Source organism: Anabaena sp. UHCC 0253 (assembly GCF_009712085.1).
GTDB lineage: Bacteria > Cyanobacteriota > Cyanobacteriia > Cyanobacteriales > Nostocaceae > Dolichospermum.
In genome coordinates this window covers 188,394-210,692 of record NZ_VILD01000007.1, presented here as the reverse complement: position 1 = coordinate 210,692, position 22,299 = coordinate 188,394, and the positions used below count along the sequence as shown (strand labels likewise).

Annotated in this window: 21 protein-coding genes and 1 pseudogene; 9 read left to right on the top strand and 13 right to left on the bottom strand. The window is 39.2% G+C overall.

What is annotated here, in order from left to right; all coding sequences use genetic code 11:
• Window positions 1-71 precede the first annotated feature (71 nt).
• The 4 genes from FJR38_RS19315 to FJR38_RS19300 all read right to left on the bottom strand — a co-directional run bounded on the left by FJR38_RS19315 (window position 72) and on the right by FJR38_RS19300 (window position 3,360).
• Window positions 72-1,244, bottom strand: coding sequence for a DNA cytosine methyltransferase (locus FJR38_RS19315; protein WP_168538825.1), 1,173 nt, complete (start codon window positions 1,242-1,244; stop codon window positions 72-74).
• 318 nt (window positions 1,245-1,562) lie between these two features.
• Window positions 1,563-2,555 carry a WD40 repeat domain-containing protein gene (locus FJR38_RS19310; RefSeq protein ID WP_168538983.1) on the bottom strand — a complete coding sequence of 331 codons (993 nt, stop codon included), beginning with the start codon at window positions 2,553-2,555 and terminating at the stop codon, window positions 1,563-1,565.
• A 90-nt stretch (window positions 2,556-2,645) separates the two neighbouring features.
• Window positions 2,646-2,939: a hypothetical protein gene (locus FJR38_RS19305; RefSeq protein WP_168490846.1), complete on the bottom strand. Its 294-nt coding sequence runs from the start codon at window positions 2,937-2,939 to the stop codon at window positions 2,646-2,648.
• Between the two features lie 250 nt (window positions 2,940-3,189).
• Window positions 3,190-3,360, bottom strand: a complete 171-nt coding sequence (locus tag FJR38_RS19300; RefSeq protein ID WP_168538823.1) for a chlorophyll a/b-binding protein — start codon at window positions 3,358-3,360, stop codon at window positions 3,190-3,192.
• Between the two features lie 285 nt (window positions 3,361-3,645).
• Here FJR38_RS19300 and ald point away from each other — a divergent pair, with 285 nt between their 5' ends.
• Entirely contained in the window at window positions 3,646-4,737 is a 1,092-nt protein-coding gene (ald, locus tag FJR38_RS19295) for an alanine dehydrogenase (protein ID WP_168538821.1), read from the top strand.
• Between the two features lie 120 nt (window positions 4,738-4,857).
• On the opposite strand, the gene FJR38_RS19290 is transcribed toward ald, so the two are convergent.
• The 3 genes from FJR38_RS19290 to FJR38_RS29095 all read right to left on the bottom strand — a co-directional run bounded on the left by FJR38_RS19290 (window position 4,858) and on the right by FJR38_RS29095 (window position 7,263).
• Entirely contained in the window at window positions 4,858-5,247 is a 390-nt protein-coding gene (locus tag FJR38_RS19290; RefSeq protein ID WP_168490851.1) for an MAPEG family protein, read from the bottom strand.
• 220 nt (window positions 5,248-5,467) lie between these two features.
• On the bottom strand, window positions 5,468-7,102 hold the full coding sequence (gene hcp / locus FJR38_RS19285; RefSeq protein ID WP_168538819.1) for a hydroxylamine reductase: 1,635 nt from the start codon (window positions 7,100-7,102) through the stop codon (window positions 5,468-5,470).
• 35 nt (window positions 7,103-7,137) lie between these two features.
• Window positions 7,138-7,263: a hypothetical protein gene (locus tag FJR38_RS29095; protein WP_256366932.1), complete on the bottom strand. Its 126-nt coding sequence runs from the start codon at window positions 7,261-7,263 to the stop codon at window positions 7,138-7,140.
• Between the two features lie 6 nt (window positions 7,264-7,269).
• Here FJR38_RS29095 and FJR38_RS19280 point away from each other — a divergent pair, with 6 nt between their 5' ends.
• From FJR38_RS19280 to FJR38_RS19260, 5 genes and pseudogenes are all read left to right on the top strand, one after another.
• The gene (locus FJR38_RS19280) at window positions 7,270-7,641 is read left to right on the top strand and encodes a type II toxin-antitoxin system RelE/ParE family toxin (protein ID WP_168490855.1); all 372 of its coding nucleotides are present in this window, start codon (window positions 7,270-7,272) and stop codon (window positions 7,639-7,641) included.
• A 5-nt stretch (window positions 7,642-7,646) separates the two neighbouring features.
• Window positions 7,647-7,973: a DNA-binding protein gene (locus FJR38_RS19275; RefSeq protein ID WP_168490857.1), complete on the top strand. Its 327-nt coding sequence runs from the start codon at window positions 7,647-7,649 to the stop codon at window positions 7,971-7,973.
• Between the two features lie 448 nt (window positions 7,974-8,421).
• On the top strand, window positions 8,422-9,015 hold the full coding sequence (locus FJR38_RS19270; RefSeq protein ID WP_254449513.1) for a Crp/Fnr family transcriptional regulator: 594 nt from the start codon (window positions 8,422-8,424) through the stop codon (window positions 9,013-9,015).
• Between the two features lie 157 nt (window positions 9,016-9,172).
• A complete protein-coding gene (locus FJR38_RS19265) occupies window positions 9,173-9,976 on the top strand; it encodes an ABC transporter ATP-binding protein (protein ID WP_168490861.1) in 804 nt (267 codons plus the stop codon).
• 67 nt (window positions 9,977-10,043) lie between these two features.
• Window positions 10,044-11,455: pseudogene (locus FJR38_RS19260) on the top strand (MlaD family protein).
• A gap of 87 nt (window positions 11,456-11,542) precedes the next feature.
• Here the strand turns inward: FJR38_RS19260 and FJR38_RS19255 are convergent.
• On the bottom strand, window positions 11,543-11,839 hold the full coding sequence (locus FJR38_RS19255) for a DUF3288 family protein (protein ID WP_168538817.1): 297 nt from the start codon (window positions 11,837-11,839) through the stop codon (window positions 11,543-11,545).
• Window positions 11,840-12,083: 244 nt separating this feature from the next.
• Between FJR38_RS19255 and FJR38_RS19250 the strand changes: the two genes are divergently transcribed.
• Window positions 12,084-14,534, top strand: a complete 2,451-nt coding sequence (locus FJR38_RS19250; RefSeq protein ID WP_168538815.1) for an ATP-dependent Clp protease ATP-binding subunit — start codon at window positions 12,084-12,086, stop codon at window positions 14,532-14,534.
• Between the two features lie 432 nt (window positions 14,535-14,966).
• Window positions 14,967-17,159: a transglycosylase SLT domain-containing protein gene (locus tag FJR38_RS19245; protein WP_168538981.1), complete on the top strand. Its 2,193-nt coding sequence runs from the start codon at window positions 14,967-14,969 to the stop codon at window positions 17,157-17,159.
• A 204-nt stretch (window positions 17,160-17,363) separates the two neighbouring features.
• Here FJR38_RS19245 and cobQ read toward each other — a convergent pair whose 3' ends face one another.
• Together cobQ and FJR38_RS19235 are read right to left on the bottom strand one after the other, a co-directional pair.
• Window positions 17,364-18,839: a cobyric acid synthase CobQ gene (gene cobQ, locus FJR38_RS19240; RefSeq protein ID WP_168538813.1), complete on the bottom strand. Its 1,476-nt coding sequence runs from the start codon at window positions 18,837-18,839 to the stop codon at window positions 17,364-17,366.
• Window positions 18,840-18,966: 127 nt separating this feature from the next.
• On the bottom strand, window positions 18,967-19,371 hold the full coding sequence (locus FJR38_RS19235) for an Npun_F0494 family protein (protein WP_168490871.1): 405 nt from the start codon (window positions 19,369-19,371) through the stop codon (window positions 18,967-18,969).
• A 147-nt stretch (window positions 19,372-19,518) separates the two neighbouring features.
• On the opposite strand from FJR38_RS19235, the gene FJR38_RS19230 reads away from it, so the two are divergent.
• Window positions 19,519-19,956 (top strand): peroxiredoxin, encoded by a 438-nt coding sequence (locus tag FJR38_RS19230; protein WP_168490873.1) that lies wholly within the window; start codon window positions 19,519-19,521, stop codon window positions 19,954-19,956.
• A 107-nt stretch (window positions 19,957-20,063) separates the two neighbouring features.
• On the opposite strand, the gene FJR38_RS19225 is transcribed toward FJR38_RS19230, so the two are convergent.
• The 3 genes from FJR38_RS19225 to FJR38_RS19215 all read right to left on the bottom strand — a co-directional run bounded on the left by FJR38_RS19225 (window position 20,064) and on the right by FJR38_RS19215 (window position 22,214).
• Complete coding sequence (locus FJR38_RS19225; RefSeq protein ID WP_168538811.1) at window positions 20,064-20,438, bottom strand: hypothetical protein; 375 nt, start codon at window positions 20,436-20,438, stop codon at window positions 20,064-20,066.
• Window positions 20,439-20,469: 31 nt separating this feature from the next.
• Window positions 20,470-21,360 carry an ABC transporter permease gene (locus tag FJR38_RS19220; protein ID WP_168538809.1) on the bottom strand — a complete coding sequence of 297 codons (891 nt, stop codon included), beginning with the start codon at window positions 21,358-21,360 and terminating at the stop codon, window positions 20,470-20,472.
• 113 nt (window positions 21,361-21,473) lie between these two features.
• On the bottom strand, window positions 21,474-22,214 hold the full coding sequence (locus FJR38_RS19215) for a GDSL-type esterase/lipase family protein (RefSeq protein ID WP_254449511.1): 741 nt from the start codon (window positions 22,212-22,214) through the stop codon (window positions 21,474-21,476).
• Window positions 22,215-22,299: the final 85 nt, after the last annotated feature.

Sequence of the window (22,299 nt, the reverse complement as noted above, 5' to 3'; positions counted from 1 at the left end):
AAGACAGAGTTAGACAGAAAGGTGATGTTTATGTTTTATTTAATATCATTATGTATGAACATTAAATCATATCAAGAAAATAGGGAAAGTTGTTTACCCATTTCTTTTCCTTTTGGTTGATTTCCCTGCATTAAATTAATCAGATATTCACCAAGTTCTTTAGCAAGTAATACCGGAACTGCATTCCCAATTTGTTTGTATTTAGAACTTATTGAACCATGAAAAATCCAATCATCAGGAAAAGTTTGAATTTTGGCAGATTCGCGCACAGTTAAAGGACGAAGTTCTACAGGGTGACACATATCTGTAGCTTTTTGTTGGGGACTGGTTGTGATTGTTGGTGAAGGTTTATCCCAAGATAATCTTCTGTAAAACCCAACTTTTCCCCCACCAGAATTATAAGCACCTCCCATAGCTTCTTTTTGTAATTCCTCTGGTAAATTTCGCCAATTTTGTCCTGCTTTTAATAATCTTAAAAACTTGAGACGATTTTCTGAATAAGCAATAAATTCTGGTTGGATATCTACAAAATCTGTTAACGCATCTTTTAAAGTTCTCCATTTTGGTAAAAATTTAGCATCTTTACTATATTTAGCTAGAGGGAATGTAGCAGCTTCACCATCTCTAGAACCAATAAAAACTACACGGGATCTATTTTGAGGAACACCATAATCTGCGGCTTCTAAAAGGTTATAAACTACGTTATAGCCTAATTCCTTCATTTCTGCTAAAACGACTTTCAAAGCTGCACCATTCATTTCATCAAGTTCTAAAGCTGGGTAATCTTTTCCTCTTTGATTAATAGGACGATGACGCAAAGAAGCAGAAAGTAAACCTCTGACATTTTCCATTAGAAAAAATCGCGGTTGGACTTCTTTCACAATGCGGATAAAATCCATAAATAAACTCCCGCGCGGGTCCATAACTGAACCACGTTTTCCTGCTGTACTAAATGGCTGACAAGGAGGACCACCCGTGACTAAATCTATTTCACCAACACGCAAAGCACGACCTAAATTTAAAACTCTTCCACCTTCTTCTAGTAATTCTTGAGAAGTAACTTTTTCTAATTCTCTGGGAATAGCACTTTCTTGGAGATAAGGTCTATTAAGAGCAATTGTTTTGACTGCATCACGGTCTTTTTCAACTACACTAACAGTATGAAATCCTGCTTGTTCTAAACCTAAATCTAAACCATAAGCACCTGTAAATAGAGAAATGCAAATAGGTTGATTATTGATCATTTTGCAAGTATAATTTATTGAGATGATATATTATAACTAAAAATTCTTGCAAATTATCAAGATAAATATCAGGGGAAAACTATTTATCCACCTGCATTTAATGAAGTATAATTGAGTAATTTATAAATTAAAAATGTAGAATATAATGATCCAAATATAGCGTTTCCTAGTCTACTAAAGTACAAATTTATCTGCGTTTATCCGCGTCCATCATCTTCTATCTGCGGTTAACTCTTTCTTCGGTGTAACTCACTTAAATAGGAATCGCTATAATTATAAAAACTACTGAATATCACTAACACCAATAATTTAATTTTGTTAAAATTTCCAAATATTAATTTTCCTGTCAAATCCTCCACTGGAGAGAGTTTTACCATCGGGACTAAAAGCGATCGCACTCACCCAATCACTATAACTAAGAAGTGATGCTTTCAGTTCACCTGTAGTTAAATCCCATAATTTAATTCCATCTTTACCCCCACTAGCCAGAATTTTACCATTGGGATTAATAGCGATCGCATTTACCCAATTATTATGTCCTGTTAGGGTCATAATTTCTTCTTCAGCATTGACATTCCAGACTCTAATTGTCTTATCTCTGCTACCACTAACTAAGTTTTCTCCATTAGGAGTAAAAGCTAAAGATGTAACTATTTGCGAATGTCCCTTTAACTGACTAATTAACTCCCCACTACGCAAATTCCAAAGCTTAATCACACCTTTTTGATCACCACTTGCTAAAGTTTGACCATCAGGACTAATCGCTAAAGTATAAATAACATTATCAAATCGGACTAATGTTGCTAATGGGCGTTGTTGTTGTAAATCCCACAAACGAATCCCGTCTAAACCACCACTAATCAGAATTTTACTATCAGGAGTTATCGCTAAGGACAAAACTTGACTACTATGACCTAGCAAAGAACGACTAAACTCTAAATTTTTCAGATTCCAAAGATTAATTCGGTTCTCACTTCCCGCACTGATAAAAGTTTGACCATTAGGAGAAATCGCCATAGATTCTACAGCGGCTGAATGCGCCCTAGCAATATTCCCAATATTTTTACCAGCTTGGAAATTCCAAAATCTGATTCTACCCTCGTTTTCTCCTCCACCACTAATCAACATTTTTCCATTAGGACTGAAGATGAGGGATTTGACAATACCTGAATGGGCGATAAAACTATGCAGCAGTCGAGGTTCTCCAATGTTACTACGATCTCTGGGGTTGGGTATAACTTCATTCGCCGCCTGAACAGACTTAATACTTAAATCTTGCCCAATTTGACTAAATATAACAACAAATACCATCAACCCCAGAATATTGTTTCTGCGTTTTTTGGACTTAGTGATACTTTTTCTAAGTTTTGGAAATAAATTTAACGATTTCATTGGTGATACCTACTGACGTGGTTTTTTCTTAGAAACCTTCAGTACAGGTAAAGGGGCCGTAGAAGATTGAGGCGGTAAATAATGTTGCACAACAGGTTCTTCTGGTAAAGACGGACGTTGCTGCATTCGCCATAATTTAAAAGCGAGGGCTACTCCTGCTGTTCCTAATCCAAAGGTAAATAATGACCAACTATCATCTAATCCACCAATCAGAGCATCTATGACACCAATAGTTAGTAATGCACTAATTATAGGTTCTTTCCGGTAGGCTGACTTTAAAAAACGAGGCAATACAGCATTCATCACAGCTTACTTATTTCCACTTAAGTTTTTGTATAGATTTACTCAGAATATTCCGAATACAATTTGCCAATTACATCAAAGGCAAATAATAGCACAAATAATTATAATTTCCTTGAGGGAAAAAAGGAGTACGGTAATTAACACCTATTGTAGGGGCGAAGCATTCGGAAAATAGCCTTTGACAAAAATGGATAATTTATCGCCTGAATGCTTCGCCCCTACTTGAATTCTTCCCGTTAAAATGAGGAATTTACTTTAAACCTAACCATGAAAGTACACCTTGGTTGGTAGAGTATTCAATTACTACCATTAAAATGAAGCCAATCATGGCGGCTCTACCATTTAATCGTTCGGCGTATTCATTAAAGCCAAACTTAGGTTCTTCTAATTTTGGGGTAACTGTTGGTTGTGGTTGTGACATAATCGGTGATTCCTTTCTTGATAATTAGCAAACAAAGATTTACAGAGATTTTGGAAAAATTGCAGGGATGCTTGTCGGTACTTTACAATTTTTAATTATTCTTTATCTATTGTAATAAAACTGGCAAATTAGTCAAGGTATAGTGCTGGCAAGATAAGGACTTTTGTCAATGCAGCTTCTTTAATCTCCGCAAGAGATTTGAGGCATTTTGAATCATGGAATACGGACATAGCGACATAGATACTGGCAGGCTAGACTGAAACAATAAAATATTAGAGGCTGTCCATGGAAATAGGTATTCCCAAGGAAACTAAAGATCAAGAATTTCGGGTAGGTTTAAGCCCTTCCAGTGTACGGGTATTACGGGAAAACGGTAATAATATTTTTGTGCAAAGTGAAGCTGGTACTGGCGCGGGATTTACTGATGAAGATTACCGCAGTGCTGGAGCAAATATTGTAGATAATGCTGATGCTGCTTGGAATCGAGAGTTAGTTATCAAGGTAAAAGAGCCTTTGGTCAGTGAGTATAAATTTTTGCAAAAAGAACAGTTGTTATTTACTTATTTACATTTAGCAGCAGATCGTAAATTAACAGAACATTTAATAGATTGTGGCACTTGTGCGATCGCTTATGAAACCGTAGAACAACCAGGAGCAAATAAACTTCCCTTACTCACCCCCATGAGTATTGTTGCTGGTCGGTTAGCCGTACAATTTGGCGCAAGATTCCTAGAACGTCAACAAGGAGGAAGAGGTGTTCTTTTAGGGGGTATCCCTGGAGTCAAAGCCGGAAAGGTGGTAATTTTAGGCGGTGGTGTCGTCGGTACAGAAGCCGCCAAGATTGCTGTTGGTATGGGTGCAATGGTGCAAATATTAGATGTCAATGTTGAACGCCTATCCTACCTAGAAACCCTCTTTGGTTCAAGAGTAGAATTACTTTACAGCAATTCCGCCCATATTGAAGCCGCAGTTAAAGAAGCTGATTTACTCATAGGTGCAGTCTTAATTCCCGGTAAAAAAGCCCCTATTTTAGTATCGCGTGAATTAGTTAAAAAAATGCGCCCTGGTTCGGTGATTGTTGATGTCGCTGTTGATCAAGGTGGATGTGTGGAAACATTACACCCCACATCACATACGAAACCAGTCTATATAGATGAAGGTGTTGTGCATTATGGTGTTCCTAATATGCCAGGGGCAGTACCTTGGACATCAACACAAGCCCTCAACAACAGTACCTTACCCTATGCTGTTCAATTAGCAAGTCTGGGAATTAAAGCTTTAGACGTTAACCCAGCTTTAGCAAAAGGTTTGAATGTCCATAATCATCGTCTTGTACATCCTGCTGTTCAAGAAGTCTTTCCCGATTTAATTGGGTAATTGGGAATTTTCTTCTTCCTTCTTCCTTCTGACTCCTGTAAGGGCGAAGCATTCGGAAAATAAACTTGGGAAAAAACCGATAATTTATCGCCCGAATGCTTCGCCCCTACGATTCCTGTACTATTTCAGCATAGATAAAATGATACCAACCAGTGAACCAATAATTAGCACGATACTACTCAGAGAACTAATTGCAAAACCTGGACCTCGCTTTTCGGCTGCTTGATAATATCCCCAAGCATACGCAATCCTTCCCACTACCCAAGCTGCACCTATTCCAGAACCCCAAATAGGGCTAACGTAAATAGAAAATAACCATAAAGCGGGTATAAATAAAGCAAGTTGTTCTAAGGTATTTTGCTGTACCCGTAACACGCGCTCAAAATCGAGATTTCCGGTAGTTTGTGGTACGGGAACTTGATATTTGAATCTAGCTCTACCTACATTAATTGTGACTACAAAATATAGTAAAAGTGCGGAAACTGTGACTAAACTAGGATAAGGAGACATAAACTTTAGTAAAATTGGAAATTGGCTTGCTTGAGAAAATATTATAGATTATGGGTGATATTGGAGTTTAGACAAAATTAAATGAAGCTGCATAAAATAAGATTTCCAGAATAATTGACCGCAGATAAACGCAGATAAACGCCGATGCAGACGGATGAATTAATGGATTTCATGATTGTGTTCAGTCTGAATGAGGTGCTAAACTCCAATTCTATTACGTTTAACCAAGACAAGCAGCTAAATCTTGTTCTGGGGTGGTAATGAGTTGCAAATGATAGGTTTCTGATAGTAATTTGATGACGTTAGCTGATAGAAAAGCGGGAAGTGTCGGACCAATGCGAATATTTTGGATACCTAGATGAAGTAAGGTTAATAAAACGGCGATCGCTTTCTGTTCGTACCAAGATAATACCATTGATAATGGTAATTCATTGACACCTACTTGAAACGCATTTGCTAAAGCTACCGCAATTTGAATTGCAGAGTAAGCATCGTTGCATTGTCCCACATCTAATAACCGAGGAATTCCTCCAATATCACCTAAGTTTTTATCAAAGAAGCGGAACTTTCCACAGCCTAATGTTAAGACTACACAATCATGAGGAATCTGTTCTACTAAATCACTGTAATAGTTTCGTCCTGGTTTTGCACCATCACAACCACCTACTAAGAAAAAGTGCCGAATATTCCCTGATTTGACAGCATTAATCACTGTATCTGCCACACCTAAAACCGCATTTCTAGCAAAACCTGTGGTGACTGTTCCTTTATTTTCTTCATCGCTAAAACCTGGTAATTCTAAAGCTTTGTTGATAACTGGAGAAAGATTACTCATACTCAGGTGTTGTAAGCCAGGATAACCCACTGGACCTAATGTAAATACTTTATCTTTGTAAGATTCATGGGGAGGGACAAGACAATTTGTAGTCATGACAATTGCACCAGGAAAATGGTCAAATTCATGGGTTTGATTTTGCCATGCTGTACCATAATGTCCGCAAAGATGGGGATATTTTTGTTTTAATAGCGGATAACCATGCGCTGGTAATAATTCCCCGTGGGTGTAAACTTTAATTTCTGTTTTTGCGGTTTGTTCTAAGATGGCTTTTAAAGCTAATAAATCATGTCCTGAAACGAGAATAGCTTTACCAATTCTATGTCCTAAATTTACTGGTGTGGGGGTAGGATGTCCAAAGGTTTCTGTATTTCCTGCGTCTAAAAGCTGCATTGCTTTCAGGTTCATTTCCCCAACTTTTAAGGCTAGACTTAACCAATCTTGTAAGGTTTTATCTTGGTCATCTAAATGAGCTAAAACTTCATGGCAGAATGTATATAAACCTTCATCATGCTGATTTAATTCTAAAGCATGGAAAGCATAAGCAGCTAAACCTTTGAGACCATATAATACTGTAAGTTTGAGAGAGAAAATATCTACATCTTTAGCTGAATGACTGATAAATTCAAATTCTAAATCTTTACCTTGCTGGATTTGTGCTGGTAAATTAATAGCAGGTTGGAACTGATTAATTGCTGATTCTACAACTTTATTACCCAAAGCTTGAATTTGTAACTTGAGACTTTCGCGAAGTGCGATCGCACGGTTCACAAAAGCCATAAAATCAGAAGTGGTAAAATTCACATTGGTTAATGTGGAAAACAGCATCTCACAGGTAAACTCATCCGTGTCACGAGTTGTAATACCTAGAGATTTTGCTTGTAGTGTAACCTGGGAAAGTCCCCGCAAGCAATGTATCAACAAATCTTGTAAAGCAGCAACTTCAGGACTTTTACCGCAAGCACCCCACTGATGACAGACATCTCCACGGGTAGTTTGTTCACACTGGTTACAGAACATAAGTCTTTCCTCAAATCTTTATGCTTCCAGCGTATTCATTTCGGTTGGGGAAATCCTTGATTTAAGTCAAGTTTGTTTGTGAAGTTTGGTAAAGTTTTTTCTAGTACAAATTCATTAATAGTCAGAAACTTATTGACAATAAGTAACATATAAGTTACCATAATATTATGTCTATTATAAAAGTTCAAGAATATCTTAAAGAAGATGGTTCAAGTCCTTATCAAGAATGGTTTAATAGCTTAGATGCCAAAGCTGCTGCAAAGGTGACAGTTGCTAAATCTCGTCTCGAATTAGGAAATACATCAAATGTTAAATGGTTTGATGGTATCGGTGAATATAAGATTGATTGGGGTCCAGGATATCGCATTTATTTGGCTCAGGATGGTAAGCAACTTATAGTCTTATTTGGTGGGGGAACAAAGAAAAATCAGCAATCTGATATTAATCGTGCTAAAGAATTGTACCAAGAGTACAAAAAGCGAAAAAAAGAAGTTAGTAAAGAGCAAGAAATTGAAACCGAGAATAGAGAGAAGAGGTAGTTATTATGGCACTGACTAGAGACTTTAAAGAAACTGTTAATGCACGAATTCAAAAAGATCCTGAATTTGTAATAGCATTACTTGATGAAGCTATTTCTCTTTTCCTCAATGGTGAACCAGAAACAGCAAGATTGATTTTAAGAGATATTGTCAATGCAACTGTAGGTTTTGAACAGTTGGCAATTGAAACTTCTAAACCGAGCAAGAGTTTACATCGAATGTTATCTGCCAAAGGTAATCCAACAATGGATAATTTGACTGCAATTTTCAATGTTTTGCGAAAAAACTTGAATGTTGATATTAATGTTCAGACGACGATTATTTCCCATTGAAAACTTATGTATAAATTACCATTGCTAATGGTTTTACGAAATTCTGAGATTAAATATTTTGGTTTTTTACCAGACCTAATTAAACCAAAAAATCTAAATCCAAATCTAGTAAAAATACACTTTTTGATATTTTCTCATACTTATCACCACACAGATAATATAATGAAAATTGGTAATTGATGATAATATCTCAGATTCCATCCTGTACATCCTTTAATCCTGGACATTATCTCGACTTCGCGGTAGTTGAGCGGAGTCGAAACTCGATAACCGCCTGATTCAGACAATTTCCTTAACTATAAATTGAAGTTATAATCTGTAATAATATAACCAAATTTCCTGATATTTATGACCGTAACCGAAAAAGTTCTAGAAATTAAACAATTTCTCCAAAAAACTCCAATCTTTCAAAACATCTTAGATGAACAACTACAAGCAGTCGCTAATATTGCTATTCTCCAAACTTAATAAAAAAGGTGAAACCCTATTTTGGGAAGGAGACGAAGCCACAGGATTTTTTATTGTGCAATCTGGCAGAATTAAAGTTTTCAAAATAGGGAATTCTGGTAAAGAACAAATTCTTCATATATTCGGTGCAGATGAATATTTTGCCGAAGTACCTGCTTTTGATGGCGGAAATTTTCCGGCTTCAGCAGCAGCAATGGAAAATGCAGAAGTAGTATTTATTCCGAGAACTGCATTTTTAATAGTTTTGCAGCAACATCCAACTTTAGCAGTAGCTATGTTAGGAACATTCGCTAGACACTTGCGACAATTAACCCATTTAGTTGATAGTCTTTCTTTTCAAGAAGTTCCAGAAAGATTGAGTAATTATCTATTAAAATTGAGCCAACGTAATGGTAATATTAATATTGTAGAACTCGATTTACCAAAAGGACAACTAGCTGCTTTATTAGGGACAGTTCCAGAAACTCTTTCTCGGGCTTTTTATAAATTAAGTCAAGAGGGAAAGATTGAGATTAACGGAACAAAAATTAAATTGCTGAATTTTAATAAAAATTCGGAGGGGATGTCATCATAAGTCGAGAATATCATCCTCAATGGAGCGATCGCATCATGAAGCATCTCACAAATTCAGGAAAAATGGGGATTGTTCGTTGAGCTTCCCTGCACTCAGAATGAGAAAATATACTTAAGTTGTCTTTCTCTCAACCTGTTCCTCCCTTCCTAGTATACCAATGACCAATTACCAATTACCAACCACCGAACCATTAATTGAATTAAAAGGTATTTCTAAGACTTTTGGGAATAACAAAGTTTTAGATAATGTAGATTTGACAATATACCGAGGACAAGCATTAGGGATTATTGGACCTTCGGGAACTGGTAAATCCACGGTTCTACGGATTATAGCGGGGTTATTGAAACCTGATGAGGGAGAAATTTATGTCCAAGGGGTACGACGATCTGGGTTAATTGAAGATGCTGCTGATCCTGTGGGGATTGGGATGGTGTTTCAGCAAGCAGCCTTATTTGACTCCTTGACAGTAGAGGAAAATATCGGATTTCTACTTTACCAAAATTCCCGATTAAAGCGATCGCGCATTCGAGAACTGGTTAACGAAAAATTAGATATGGTAGGCTTATCAAGCATTAATCATCTTTACCCATCAGAACTTTCTGGAGGGATGCGAAAAAGAGTCAGCTTTGCACGGGCGATTATGTCTAACCCAGATCATCCCACAGATAGCCCAGAGGTTTTATTGTACGATGAACCTACGGCTGGACTCGATCCCATCGCCTCAACGGTAATTGAGGATTTAATCCGCAATTTACAACATACACATGGAGTCTGTAGTACATACTCCATTGTTACGCACCAAGATAGTACCATTCGCCGGACTTCTGACCAAATAGTATTTCTTTATCAAGGTAAAGTGCAATGGCAAGGTACAGTTAGTGAAATAGATAATACAGAAAATCCTTTGATTAGACAATTTATGAGTGGAAAGGTACAAGGACCTATTCAAGTCGCAGGTTAAGTATCTAAAAATTTCTAAGTTTAACTTTATGGCTTATGCCACGCTAAGGATATAGGTGGAGGAACAAATGCGAGATCTAATTAGCAGTTTCACGTCCGCACGCACATGGAGAGAAGGCTCTGTAGGATTGTTGCTCCTGCTAGGGTTAGGCGCATTTGGCGTAATTTTACTGTGGTTGAATAAAATTACCCCAGGACAAGATTCCTATAAAGCCATTGTCGAATTCGCTAACGCCGGGGGAATGCAAAAGGGTTCAGCCGTTCGGTTTCGGGGTGTCAAAGTTGGGAGTATTACTAATGTTCAAGCTGGAACAAATGCTGTTGATGTAGAAATTCAAATTAACTCACCAGATTTGAAAATTCCTGCTAATTCGGTTATTGAAGCGAATCAAAGTGGATTAATTAGTGAAAATATTATTGACATTGCGCCAAAAGAAGAGTTACCTAAAGAGGCGATCGCTAAACCCCTCGATAAAGACTGTAACCCCAGTCTCATTATTTGTAATGGTTCTCGTTTAAAAGGTGTAATTGGTATCAGTGTTGACGAATTGGTGCGTCAATCAGCCAGTTTTGCGGCTCAATACAGTAATGAACAATTCTATAAAAATATTAATCGCACCTTGGAAACCTCTTCCAGTGCTGCCGCCAATATCGCAGATTTGACCAAAGATTTGCAAAGTTTGAGCAAAAGCTTTCAGGGACAATTAGGCATATTTTCTGGTACTGCTGTAGCATTACAACGCTCCACCAACCAACTGACTGCAACTACTACCAAAACAGCAGATCAATTAGGAACAACAGCTAAAGACTTTAGTGTTACAGCCCAACAAGCAAGTCGTTTACTGACTAACTTAGATAATCTCGTCACTACTAATCGTTCTTCTTTAGTGGGAGCTTTGAATAGTATGACGCAAACTAGTGACCAACTGCGTCAGACAGTGACAAGTTTATCCCCAGCCCTTAATCGCTTAACCCAAGGAGAATTACTAAACAATCTAGAAACCCTTTCTGCAAATGCAGCCGAAGCTTCTACTAATTTAAAAGATGCTTCTCAATCCTTAAATGATCCAAAAAACATTGTCTTACTGCAACAAACCTTAGATGCAGCGAGAGTGACTTTTGAAAATACACAAAAAATCACCTCTGATTTAGATGAATTGACAGGTGATCCTAAGTTTCGCCAAAATCTGCTGCGATTTGTCAATGGTCTGAGTGAATTAGTCTCTTCTACCGAGGATATCAAAGAACAAACTCAGGTAGCTGCAACCCTAGATTCTCTCAAAGCTTCTGTCAACCAACCAAAAGTAGTAATTACCGCACCTGTTCCTCAAAAACAAACTTTAGTTATTAATCCTGCACCCAAAATTCTTGAGAAAGTAGAGAACCCCCGCAATCCGTCCCAGAACAACCCAATTTATCCCAAGAACAACTTCTACAACAACTCCGAAATTATCGAGAACAGGGAGCAGGTGACAGGTGACAGAGAAGAGGCAGGGAGCAGGGAGCAGGGGGCAGGGGGAAAAAACAACTAACAACTGACAACTGACAACTGACAACTGACAACTAACTAATTCCAATCCTGCTCTTCCTTTTTGCCACGAGTTTTGTAAATTCCGCCAATATCATGGAGTTGGCGAGTTTTTTCTAAGAGTTCAGCTTCCGTTAAACCCCAACTTTGCAAAACCTGATCTAGGTCATTTTGGATGTCTCTAGCGCCTGGAAAACCTTGATAGCGAATTTTTAGTCTAGCTAATTCTGATAAATTGTAGTCCGTTGCGCCTTGAGCGAGTAAAATATCAATAAGGGGGCGATCGCGGCCGTAGAGGGGGTGTTGTTGGTCTTTGCTACCTAAAGGCTCTGTCATAATTATTATGAGTACATAATTGGTAATACATCAACAATATCAGACTCAAAAAACCTCTGTAATTGCTAATTATCCACCATTATCTGGAGAATGACGGCAACTACGCCTTGTTACTTACGGCTCTCACTACTGCCATTCAGCTTTAAATAAAGATACATTATCTTTAAGAAAATACAAGAAACTTTAGATGAGGGTGAACTTTATCTCACCCAAAGTCCAAGCAGCAAGGGAGCAATAACCCGCTATGTTTGAACACTTCACTTCCGAAGCCATTAGGGTAATCATGTTAGCTCAGGAGGAAGCACGCCGTCTGGGACACAACTTTGTAGGAACAGAACAAATTCTCCTGGGTTTAATGGGAGAAGGAACAGGGGTTGCTGCGAAAGTCCTGGCTGAGTTGGGTGTTACCCTGAAAGAAGCCCGTCGGGAAGTAGAAAAAATAATTGGCCGGGGTTCTGGTTTTGTCCCACCGGAAATTCCTTTTACCCCCAAAGTAAAAAGCCTGTTTGAGCAATCCTTCCGAGAAGCTCATGGTCTTGGCCATAATTACATAAACACTGAACACTTATTATTAGGTTTAACTGAGGCTGGTGAAGGAGTAGCCGCCAAAGTATTACAAAATCTAGGAGTGGACTTACAAGTTGTCCGTTCGGCTGTCATGAGCCGATTGGGTGAAGATACAACTGTTACGGCTGGCGGTAGAAATAATTTCCAGCGCAATCAGAATTTATCTATAGAAGAGTTTGGGAGAAATCTCACCAAATTGGCTCAAGAGGGCAGACTAGACCCCGTGGTTGGTCGTCAGAAAGAAATTGAACGAACTGTGCAAATTCTGGGGCGGAGGACGAAAAACAACCCGGTTTTGATTGGAGAACCAGGCGTTGGCAAAACAGCGATCGCTGAAGGTCTAGCGCAACGGATTGTTAATCAAGATGTTCCCGAAGTTCTACTCGATAAGCAAGTAATCAGCTTGGATATGGGGTCTGTAGTTGCAGGAACTCGCTTCCGTGGTGATTTTGAGGAACGCCTGAAAAAAATCATGGAAGAAGTCCGCACCGCAGGTAACATCATCTTAGTGATTGATGAAATTCATACCTTAGTTGGTGCAGGTGGTACAGAAGGCGGTTTAGATGCAGCTAATATCCTGAAACCAGCCTTAGCAAGGGGTGAACTCCAATGTATTGGTGCAACGACCTTAGATGAATATCGTCAGCATATCGAGCGTGATGCAGCCCTAGAGCGGCGTTTCCAACCAATTTTGGTCGGTGAACCATCGGTAGCCGAAACTATTGATATTCTCTATGGTTTACGCAGTGCTTATGAACAGCACCATAAAGTCAATATTACTGATGAAGCGGTAGTTGCAGCGGCGGAGTTAGCGGATCGTTATATTAGCGATCGCTTCCTACCAGACAAAGCCATTGACTTGATTGATGAAGCTGGTTCTCGTGTGCGCTTACGTAACTCGCGTATTGCCAATAATAAAGAACTCAAACGGGAATTAACCACCGCTACCAAAGCCAAATCTGAAGCCATCAGAACTCAAGACTTTGGCAAAGCTGGTAAGTTGCGGATACAAGAATTGGAACTTCAAGCCAAACTTGATTTAGAAGAAAACCAGCAACCTGTTAACGCTCCCATTGTCAACGAGGAAGACATCGCCCAAATTGTCGCCTCTTGGACTGGTGTTCCTGTTAACAAACTCACTGAATCTGAATCAGAGTTACTCTTACACCTGGAAGACACCTTACACAAACGGCTCATTGGGCAAGAACAAGCAGTTACATCCGTTTCTCGCGCTATCCGTCGCGCCCGTGTCGGCTTAAAAAGTCCTGATCGTCCCATCGCCAGTTTTATCTTCTCTGGTCCAACTGGTGTAGGTAAAACTGAATTAGCCAAAGCCTTAGCAGCTTACTTCTTTGGTGACGAAGACTCTATGGTGCGCTTAGATATGTCCGAATACATGGAGAGCCAAAATGTTTCTAAGTTGATTGGTTCACCTCCTGGTTATGTAGGATACAACGAAGGCGGACAATTAACGGAAGCTGTACGGCGCAAACCTTATACAGTGTTGCTATTCGACGAAATCGAAAAAGCGCATCCCGATGTATTCAATATGCTGCTGCAAATCTTAGATGATGGTCATCTTACGGATGCGAAAGGTCGAAAAGTAGACTTCAAGAATACATTAATTATCTTGACTTCTAATATTGGTTCTAAGGTAATTGAAAAAGGTGGTAGTAGTTTAGGGTTTGAGTTTGATAATCAACCAGATGCTAGTTATCATCGGATTCGCAACTTAGTTAACGAAGAACTCAAAGCTTATTTCCGTCCAGAATTCCTCAACCGTGTTGATGATATCATCGTCTTTACTCAACTCAACAAAGATGAAGTCAAGCAAATTGCTGAAATCATGCTGCGTGATGTTGCTACTCGCCTGAAAGATAAGGATATAGCCTTGGAAGTTACAGAAGCCTTTAAAGAGAAGGTAGTACAAGAAGGCTATGACCCAAGCTACGGCGCAAGACCATTACGCCGCGCTATTGTGCGTCTGCTAGAAGATTCTCTGGTTGAAGCTATCCTATCTGGTGAAATTACAGATGGAGATAAGGCGATCGTTGATGTAGATGATGATGGCCAGGTAAAAGTCAGAAAATCGGAAACTCGTGAGTTGCTATTAACTAATGTTGGTTAATTACGGGTTTTAATAGCATTAGCAAATTACTTATTTGGTGGGTGACGTTATTGTTAACCCACCATTTTTAATCAGTTCTGTTTATCAGTTAGGAGTTATAGCGATCGCTATTCTATGAGAGGCGTTGCTGATTGAATGTATGAATTAGCCTCACGCAAAGGCGCAAAGGCGCAAAGAATTAAGAGTTAAACTAATTTTTAAATTTCATACTCTGATTCAGCAACGCCCTATGAGGTAGAGCAAATGCAAAAATTATATTGTCATGGCTTGACGCTATAACTTGTCGTTAAAGAGTTATTTTGATCCAAACTGGCGGAAATTCATGCAGCAAAGTCGTAAAAGTTAATCATGGGTGTTACCCTAAATGTTAAAGTTGCAAAGATATTAATTGCCAACTTTCTCTTCCAGACACTACGCAAACAGCGAGTATCAATGTTGAAGAAATTACAGAAAACACAAATTTATCTGCTTACGGGCGCTGGAATATGTGCCTTTTTTGCTGGTGCAATGGTGGCAGCCCCCCAAGCTGGCAAAACCCTAAGCCAATGGCTGAACTTGAGTCCAGATAAGCAGGAACAACTAACTGAGGCTAACAAAGCTAAGTCAGTTGTATTTTCTATACTGTCTCAATCTGTACCAGAGAGATTAACAAAACTTACGGAAATTGCTGAACAAGGTAGTTCCCCAGATCGGGAACGGGCCCGTTATCTGTTGGCCAGTGATTATGTAGAAACTTCTCAAGGGGAAAAAGCCCTGAGTTTATTATTAGGACTAGAAAAAGACTATCCCGTTTTAGCTCCTTATGTTTTACTAAAACAAGCCCAGGCACATGATATTTTAGGTGAAGGTAAAAAAGCTTCAGATTTGCGCCAAAAGGTGTTAAAGGAATATCCTCAAGAAGCAGCGGTAGTTAAAGCCATATATGCGATCGCTCAACCAAAATTGCATGATCAAGCGATCGCTCAATTCCCTTCCCATCCCCTCACGTGGGAAATTATCCGCAAACGGTTAAGAGAAAATCCTAATCAACCCAATTTACAATTAATCTTGGTTAAATACGCCGCTGATGAACCGGGAATTATTGGTGTATTAGATCAATTAGTAAAACAACCACAACTTAAACCCGCAGATTGGGAACTTGTTGGTGCAGTGTACTGGAAAAATAATCAATTTACTAAAGCTAAAAATGCCTATGTTAAAGCACCGAAAACAGCTACTAGCCTCTACCGCATTGCTAGGGGATTACAATTAAATAAAGAGCAAGATCAAGCGATCGCTGTTTACAAACAACTCATCCAAAAATTTCCCACTGAAACAGAAACGGGAACAGCCTTACTACGGTTATCAGAAATCGCTAAAGGTAAAGATTCCATAACTTATCTCGACCAAATTATCAGTAAATTTCCTGAACAAGCGCCTCAAGCTTTAGCAAGAAAAGCTACTCTTTTGGAAAGTCTTAAAGATGATCAATCAGCTAATGCTACATGGAAATTATTACTAGGTAAATATAGCGGATCTGATGAAGCCGCAGAATTTCGCTGGAAAACAGCCGAAGCTAAAGCTAAGAATAATGACTATTTAGGTGCGTGGGAATGGGCGCAACCAATTACTATTAATAACAAGACTAGTATCATAGCTCCCAGAGCCGGATTTTGGGTAGGCAAGTGGGCAACGACACTAAATAAGCAACAGGAAGCGATTACGGCTTATCAGTATGTAATTAGTGAATTTCCTTACTCTTATTATGCTTGGCGTTCTGCCAGTCTTTTAGGTTTAAATGTGGGTAATTTTAATAATATACGTTTGATGAACCCCACCATTATTCCTTATCAACGCCCTGTACCTCCAGCGGGTTCTCAAACTTTCCAAGAATTGTATTTGTTAGGACAAGATCGTGATGCTTGGCAACAATGGAAAACCGAAGTTAATCAAAAAACTGAGCCTAGTGTCGCGGAACAATTTACAGAAGGGTTGATGAGTTTCACTAAAGGTGATTATCTAATTGGGATTGACAAAATTTCTAAATTAGAAGATAGGAAAACTCCCACAGACAAAGCCGAATATCAAGCTTTAAGTCAACAAAGTATTTATTGGCAAGCCCGTTATCCTTTTCCCTATTTTAAAGAAATTGAAAAATGGTCTACTTCCCGTCAACTTAATCCGCTGTTAGTTACAGCCTTGATGCGGCAAGAGTCTCGCTTTCAACCGAAAATTAAATCGGTAGTCGGTGCAACTGGTTTAATGCAAGTTATGCCCAGTACAGGCGCATGGATAGCCCCACAAATCAATTTAGATTTTAAAAAACTCAATCTGGAAGATCCCACCGATAACATCAATTTGGGTACTTGGTATCTTGATCATACTCATCAACAGTATGGTAATAATTCCATGTTAGCGATCGCTAGTTATAATGCTGGACCTGGTAATGTTGCCAAATGGTTGCGAACTATACCCAAAAAAGATCCAGATGAGTTTGTGGAAGTAATTCCTTTTGATGAAACTAAAAATTACGTTCGTCAAGTTTTTGGTAACTACTGGAATTATCTCCGACTTTACAATCCAGAAGTTTCCGCTATAGTCACAAAATACTCAAAAGCACACCCTAAGTTAGGAACTTCCAAATAGGGGCAGGGAGTAGGGGAGAAATAAATATACTTTCTTCTTCCTTCTGATAGCGCAGCGTGGCGTGAGCCATACTCCTGTAGGGGCGAAGCATTCGGACGATAAATTATCGGTTTTTCCCAAGTTTATTTTCCGAATGCTTCGCCCTTACACCAATGCTTCGCCCCTACGACTCCTGACTCCTGAATGGGCGCAGGCCCTGCGCCCCTACGAGATAAACGGTGTTAAATCTAAATGTTCTTCAATTTGAGTTGCTAAAGAATCTAAAATTTGTTCTCGCTGTTCTCGGTAGTTTGATACACCTGTTGGTAATGATTTCAAACCTCGTTGTTGTCGAAGACGATTTACCCAAGCTCGTCGCCATGGTCCATTATCAAAAATTCCGTGTAGATAAGTTCCCCACACCGATTGACAACTATCCACTAAACCTAAATTAACATCGTCAAATAGAGGATGACAGGATTTTTGATCAGCGGGGTTTTCGATACGCGATCGCCCTTGGTGGATTTCAAACCCGGTTACAGGTAAGCCCATTTGGGGATAATTGGAGGTAACTTGACGCTGACGGGCAATTTTTTGACCTGTAATGACTGTTTTTATTGGTAATAAATTTAACCCTTGATATCTGCCAGCTTGCCCTTCTACTCCTTCTGGATCGGCGATAGTTTGTCCCAGCATTTGGAAACCACCACAAATTCCTAAAACTGTTCCTCCAGAAGCTGCATAGTTTTGAATTGCTTCTGCCATACCGCTTTTTTGCAACAGGATTAAATCTGCAATTGTGGTTTTTGTTCCGGGGATAATTACTGCATCTGGATGTCCTAAATCTTGCTTAGGGCTGAGATATTTTACTGTTACCGATGGTTCTGATTCCAAAGGATCAAAATCGGTAAAGTTAGCAATTCTAGGTAAGCGAATTACAGCAATATTCAGTTCTGAATTAGCTTTTGCTGGTTTGCGTTCTAGTAAATCGAGGGAGTCTTCCGCTGGAAAAACCTGTTCTAAATAGGGAATTACCCCCACAACAGATATACCTGTGCGTTCTTCTAACCATTTGATTCCTGGTTCGAGAATTGATCGTTGTCCCCGAAATTTGTTAATCGCGACTCCTTTAATTAAGGCGCGTTCGTCTGGGTCTAATAGTTCTAATGTTCCTACTACATGGGCAAATGCCCCACCTCGATCAATATCAACTACTAAAAGGGTGGGTGCATTTAAATGTTTTGCCACCCGCATATTAGTTAAATCCCGATGTTTGAGATTAATTTCTGCGGGACTACCAGCACCCTCGCAAACTAAAGCATCAAATTCTGTAGATAGATATTGTAGACATTCTTTAATAGTCTGCCAACCTAGTTCAAAATATTGTTCATAATAGTCTGTGGCGCTGACTTTCCCTATGGCTTTACCTTTAAGGATAATTTGGGATGTCATATCCCCTTGGGGTTTCAGTAAAATTGGGTTCATTTCTACTAAGGGCGCTACTCCCGCCGCCCAAGCTTGCACTGCTTGAGCATAGCCAATTTCTCCCCCACTAGCAGTCACGTAGGCATTTAAAGCCATATTTTGCCCTTTAAAGGGAGCTACTCGCCAACCGCGCCGCGAAAGAATCCGACAAATAGCTGTGGTTAACAGTGATTTCCCCGCGTGGGATGTTGTTCCCACTACCATTATTGATTTCATTTTTAACTATAATCTAGTATGTTCGGATCAGTAGTGCATCGGTAAATAAGCTGTGATTTTTTTAAAGTTGCATGAGTATGGCGGGCAAGATGCCCACCCCATAAGAGTTTTAACCACAATTTATTGGTTAAAAGGGTAAACGCAACCAGCGAGTAATAAAATCATTGAAGCGATCGCTTACTGACGGATTACGCCAATTTTGATCTTGTAACTTTCCTATGAGTAAATGTCCCAGCGGTGTCAGACGAAAACTATCTGTAATTCCCTGTCCATCAACTTCTCGCCGCAATACTCCTACGTCAATTAACCAGGCTAAAGCATTTTCACAGGTTAATTCTGATAATGGACGGTTGGTGTAACTTTGCTTGATGCCTTTATCCATGGCAATAGTGCCTAGTTGGATACTTTGGCTGGCCATTGCTACAAATAAACTGAGATTAAAGGGCGAACAGATGAGCGATCGCTCGGCTCTTTCTAGGGCTTTATCAGTATAAACTAAGGGTTTGAGGTTTGGGGAATTCACAGTAGACATTTTTACTCACTATAAATTGTGCTTTTTGTCAATACTTTTGTCATGAATATTTCTGTTTGATAATATTCGTTAACAATTTATTTAAATATTGTAAATTATTGTAAAATTTTGATTGCATGAAGATTTTTAAACAGGACAAGGTGAATTATGCCTCTAGCAGTTGGTACAGACGCACCTGCATTTACAACTAAAGACACTAACGGTAATACAGTTTCATTATCAGATTTCGCCGGTAAAACCGTAGTTCTCTATTTTTATCCCAAAGATGACACACCAGGCTGCACCAAACAAGCTTGTAGTTTCCGGGATGCTAAACCAGAATATTCGACAAAAGGCATAGTTGTTCTTGGAGTGAGTGCTGATGATGAAGCAGCCCACCAAGCATTCACCTCCAAATATAATCTCAATTTTCCCCTGTTAGCTGATACCGATAAAAGCATCATCACTGCTTATGATGTTGATGGTGGTGGTTATGCCAAGCGTGTTACCTATGTAATTGGTACTGATGGCAAGATTACTCATATTGATACCGCTGTAAATACAGTTACACACGCTAGTGATGTTTTGGCAGCACTGAATTTGTAATCATAAATCAGTAGGGGCGCAGAGTCTGCGCCCATTCTTTGTTTCAGGATTTGCGTCCAGAAGAGCAGCTTAAACCACTGCTCTTTCCTGAACTCCTTTTTTAGGTATTATTGACCTGATAAAGGTAAAATTTGTAAAGGCAATGTATTTGTAACCTCAGACGCACCTGGATTTTGTTGTGACTGAGTTTGCAGACGTTTTTGTTGTGCAGCTTTGAATGCGGCTGCGGCTTGATCTAACTGTTGACTTTGTTCATTAGCATTCCATTGGAGATTTCCAAATTGTGCCTGATGAATTAAGTTAAACATATTGAAATCTGAGGCATTACCAGATAAAGGATTACTATTACCATCGCTACCGGGACTACCAAAAGGTTGATTAGGATTAGCTAAGGTAGGTTTTGCTATGAGAATAGAAGCAAAGCTTATGCCGGCGATAGTGGCAATAATAATTTTGTGAACTGGTAAAAATGGTCTTTTCATGAAATTTCCCCTCATAATGATGCTTTTTATATTAAGCAAGAGTCCGACGCAATTGGGGTTGAATACTCAGTAAAGCTACTAATGCAAAACCCAACAACACTAATAACGCTACACCAAAGGTAACATCACCCCAAAAAGCGTGCATTACTATGTCATTTAATGACCAACTGCTGTGTAGATACAAATAGCGAATAGGTTCAATCGCATAGCTGAGAGGGTTGAGGGTAGAGATAACCTGCAACCAACCAGGCATAAAGGATAAAGGTGCTAAGGCTGTGCTGGCAAACAACAAAGGTAGATTAGTAACAAAAATTACAGCTATCAGTTCAATATGCCCTGGTAAAGCAAAAGCTAAACCGAGAGAAATAGCCGTGACACCCAAAGCTAAAAGCAAGACAATGAGAGCGATCGCGCATAACCCAGCCGTATCCGGTAAACCAGCCCCTAAAAACGCTGCTGCTGCCACAATTACCGCCGCTTGTAATAAACTTTGGCTAATAATAAAAATAGCAGAAGCAAACACAATTGAGAAGCGAGAAGCTAAAGGTGCAACCAGCAACCGATTTAAAAAGCCAAATTCCCTGTCAAACATTACAGGTAAACCGGCATTCAAAGCCCCAGCAAAAGCTGTAAATACGATGACACCGGCTGCTAGGAATTGTCCGTAGTTTGTCGTACTCCCAAATAAACCTTTGGGGGCATTTTGGAATAAAGCCCCAAATAAAACTAACCACATCACAGGCTGAATAATTCCGGCAACAAGGGTAGAAGGACGGCGTTGCAGTTGAATAAAAAGACGACGAGTTAAAGCAAAGGTTTCTTGGAAAATTTCTCCCAGAAAATTAGGAGTAGTATCAGCAACTACATTTGCAGATGTTAATTGCTGCCAGTTCATATCAGCCTTTACAGCTATTTTATTCATACAAAATAATTCGATTCAAGGGTATAAATTATAAACATCTCTGCAATTTTCAATTAGCAAAGAATATTTATAATTCTTAACAATATATTATAACAAAAATCACTCTAGACTGTTCACAAATCAACGTTTTCTCCCACCGATACACCCCACTCTCTAGTTCCTAGTTCTTGTTGATAGTCAACTTGACAATGATATTTTGCTAGTTCTGGCCAGTTGAGTACGGCTTCTAACAAGTCTTGATACCCCAGCGTGTTGGGATGAAGTCCATCATTGCTCATGCGTTCACTTCTCCAAGCTGGACTACGTTGCATCCATTGGTCAAAAATATCTAAGTAGGGAATTTGCCTTTGATAACAAGCTTGACGAGTTGCTTCTTTGTAGCGATATTGGTCGGCGTGATTGTAGAATAGACAGTCAAGGAAAGGCATTTTAGTTTCTTCTACAGGAACCATGCCCACAAAAATTACAGGACATAATTGTTGTGCTTGATCTAGTAATGCAGCTATCTCCAATTCAAACTGATTAAAATCTGTGTAGTTTCTGCCGTTTGTGCGTCCTAATCTTGGTGTATCATTAACTCCAACAGATAAAATAATCAAATCAGGAACACGATGACGAATTTCCCCACGGTGACGGAATTCTATTTCTAGTCGTTGGGAAACTTGCTGTGTGCGATCGCCCCTAATTCCCAAATTATAAAGCACATGACCCACGCTGTCTGGTAACATCCACCATCGTCGGAGTTGTTCCACCCAACCACCTTTTTCCGGGTCGCCATATCCATATACTAAGCTATCTCCTAAAGCGACAATCTTTAAAGGCTGACATAGTTTTGGCGATATAGATCGTTGCATGGAGGTAAAACTCTGAAAATTTGGCATTATGAACAGCAATATAGTTGATTTCGGCAACAGATTATATATATTTTTACACTATTAT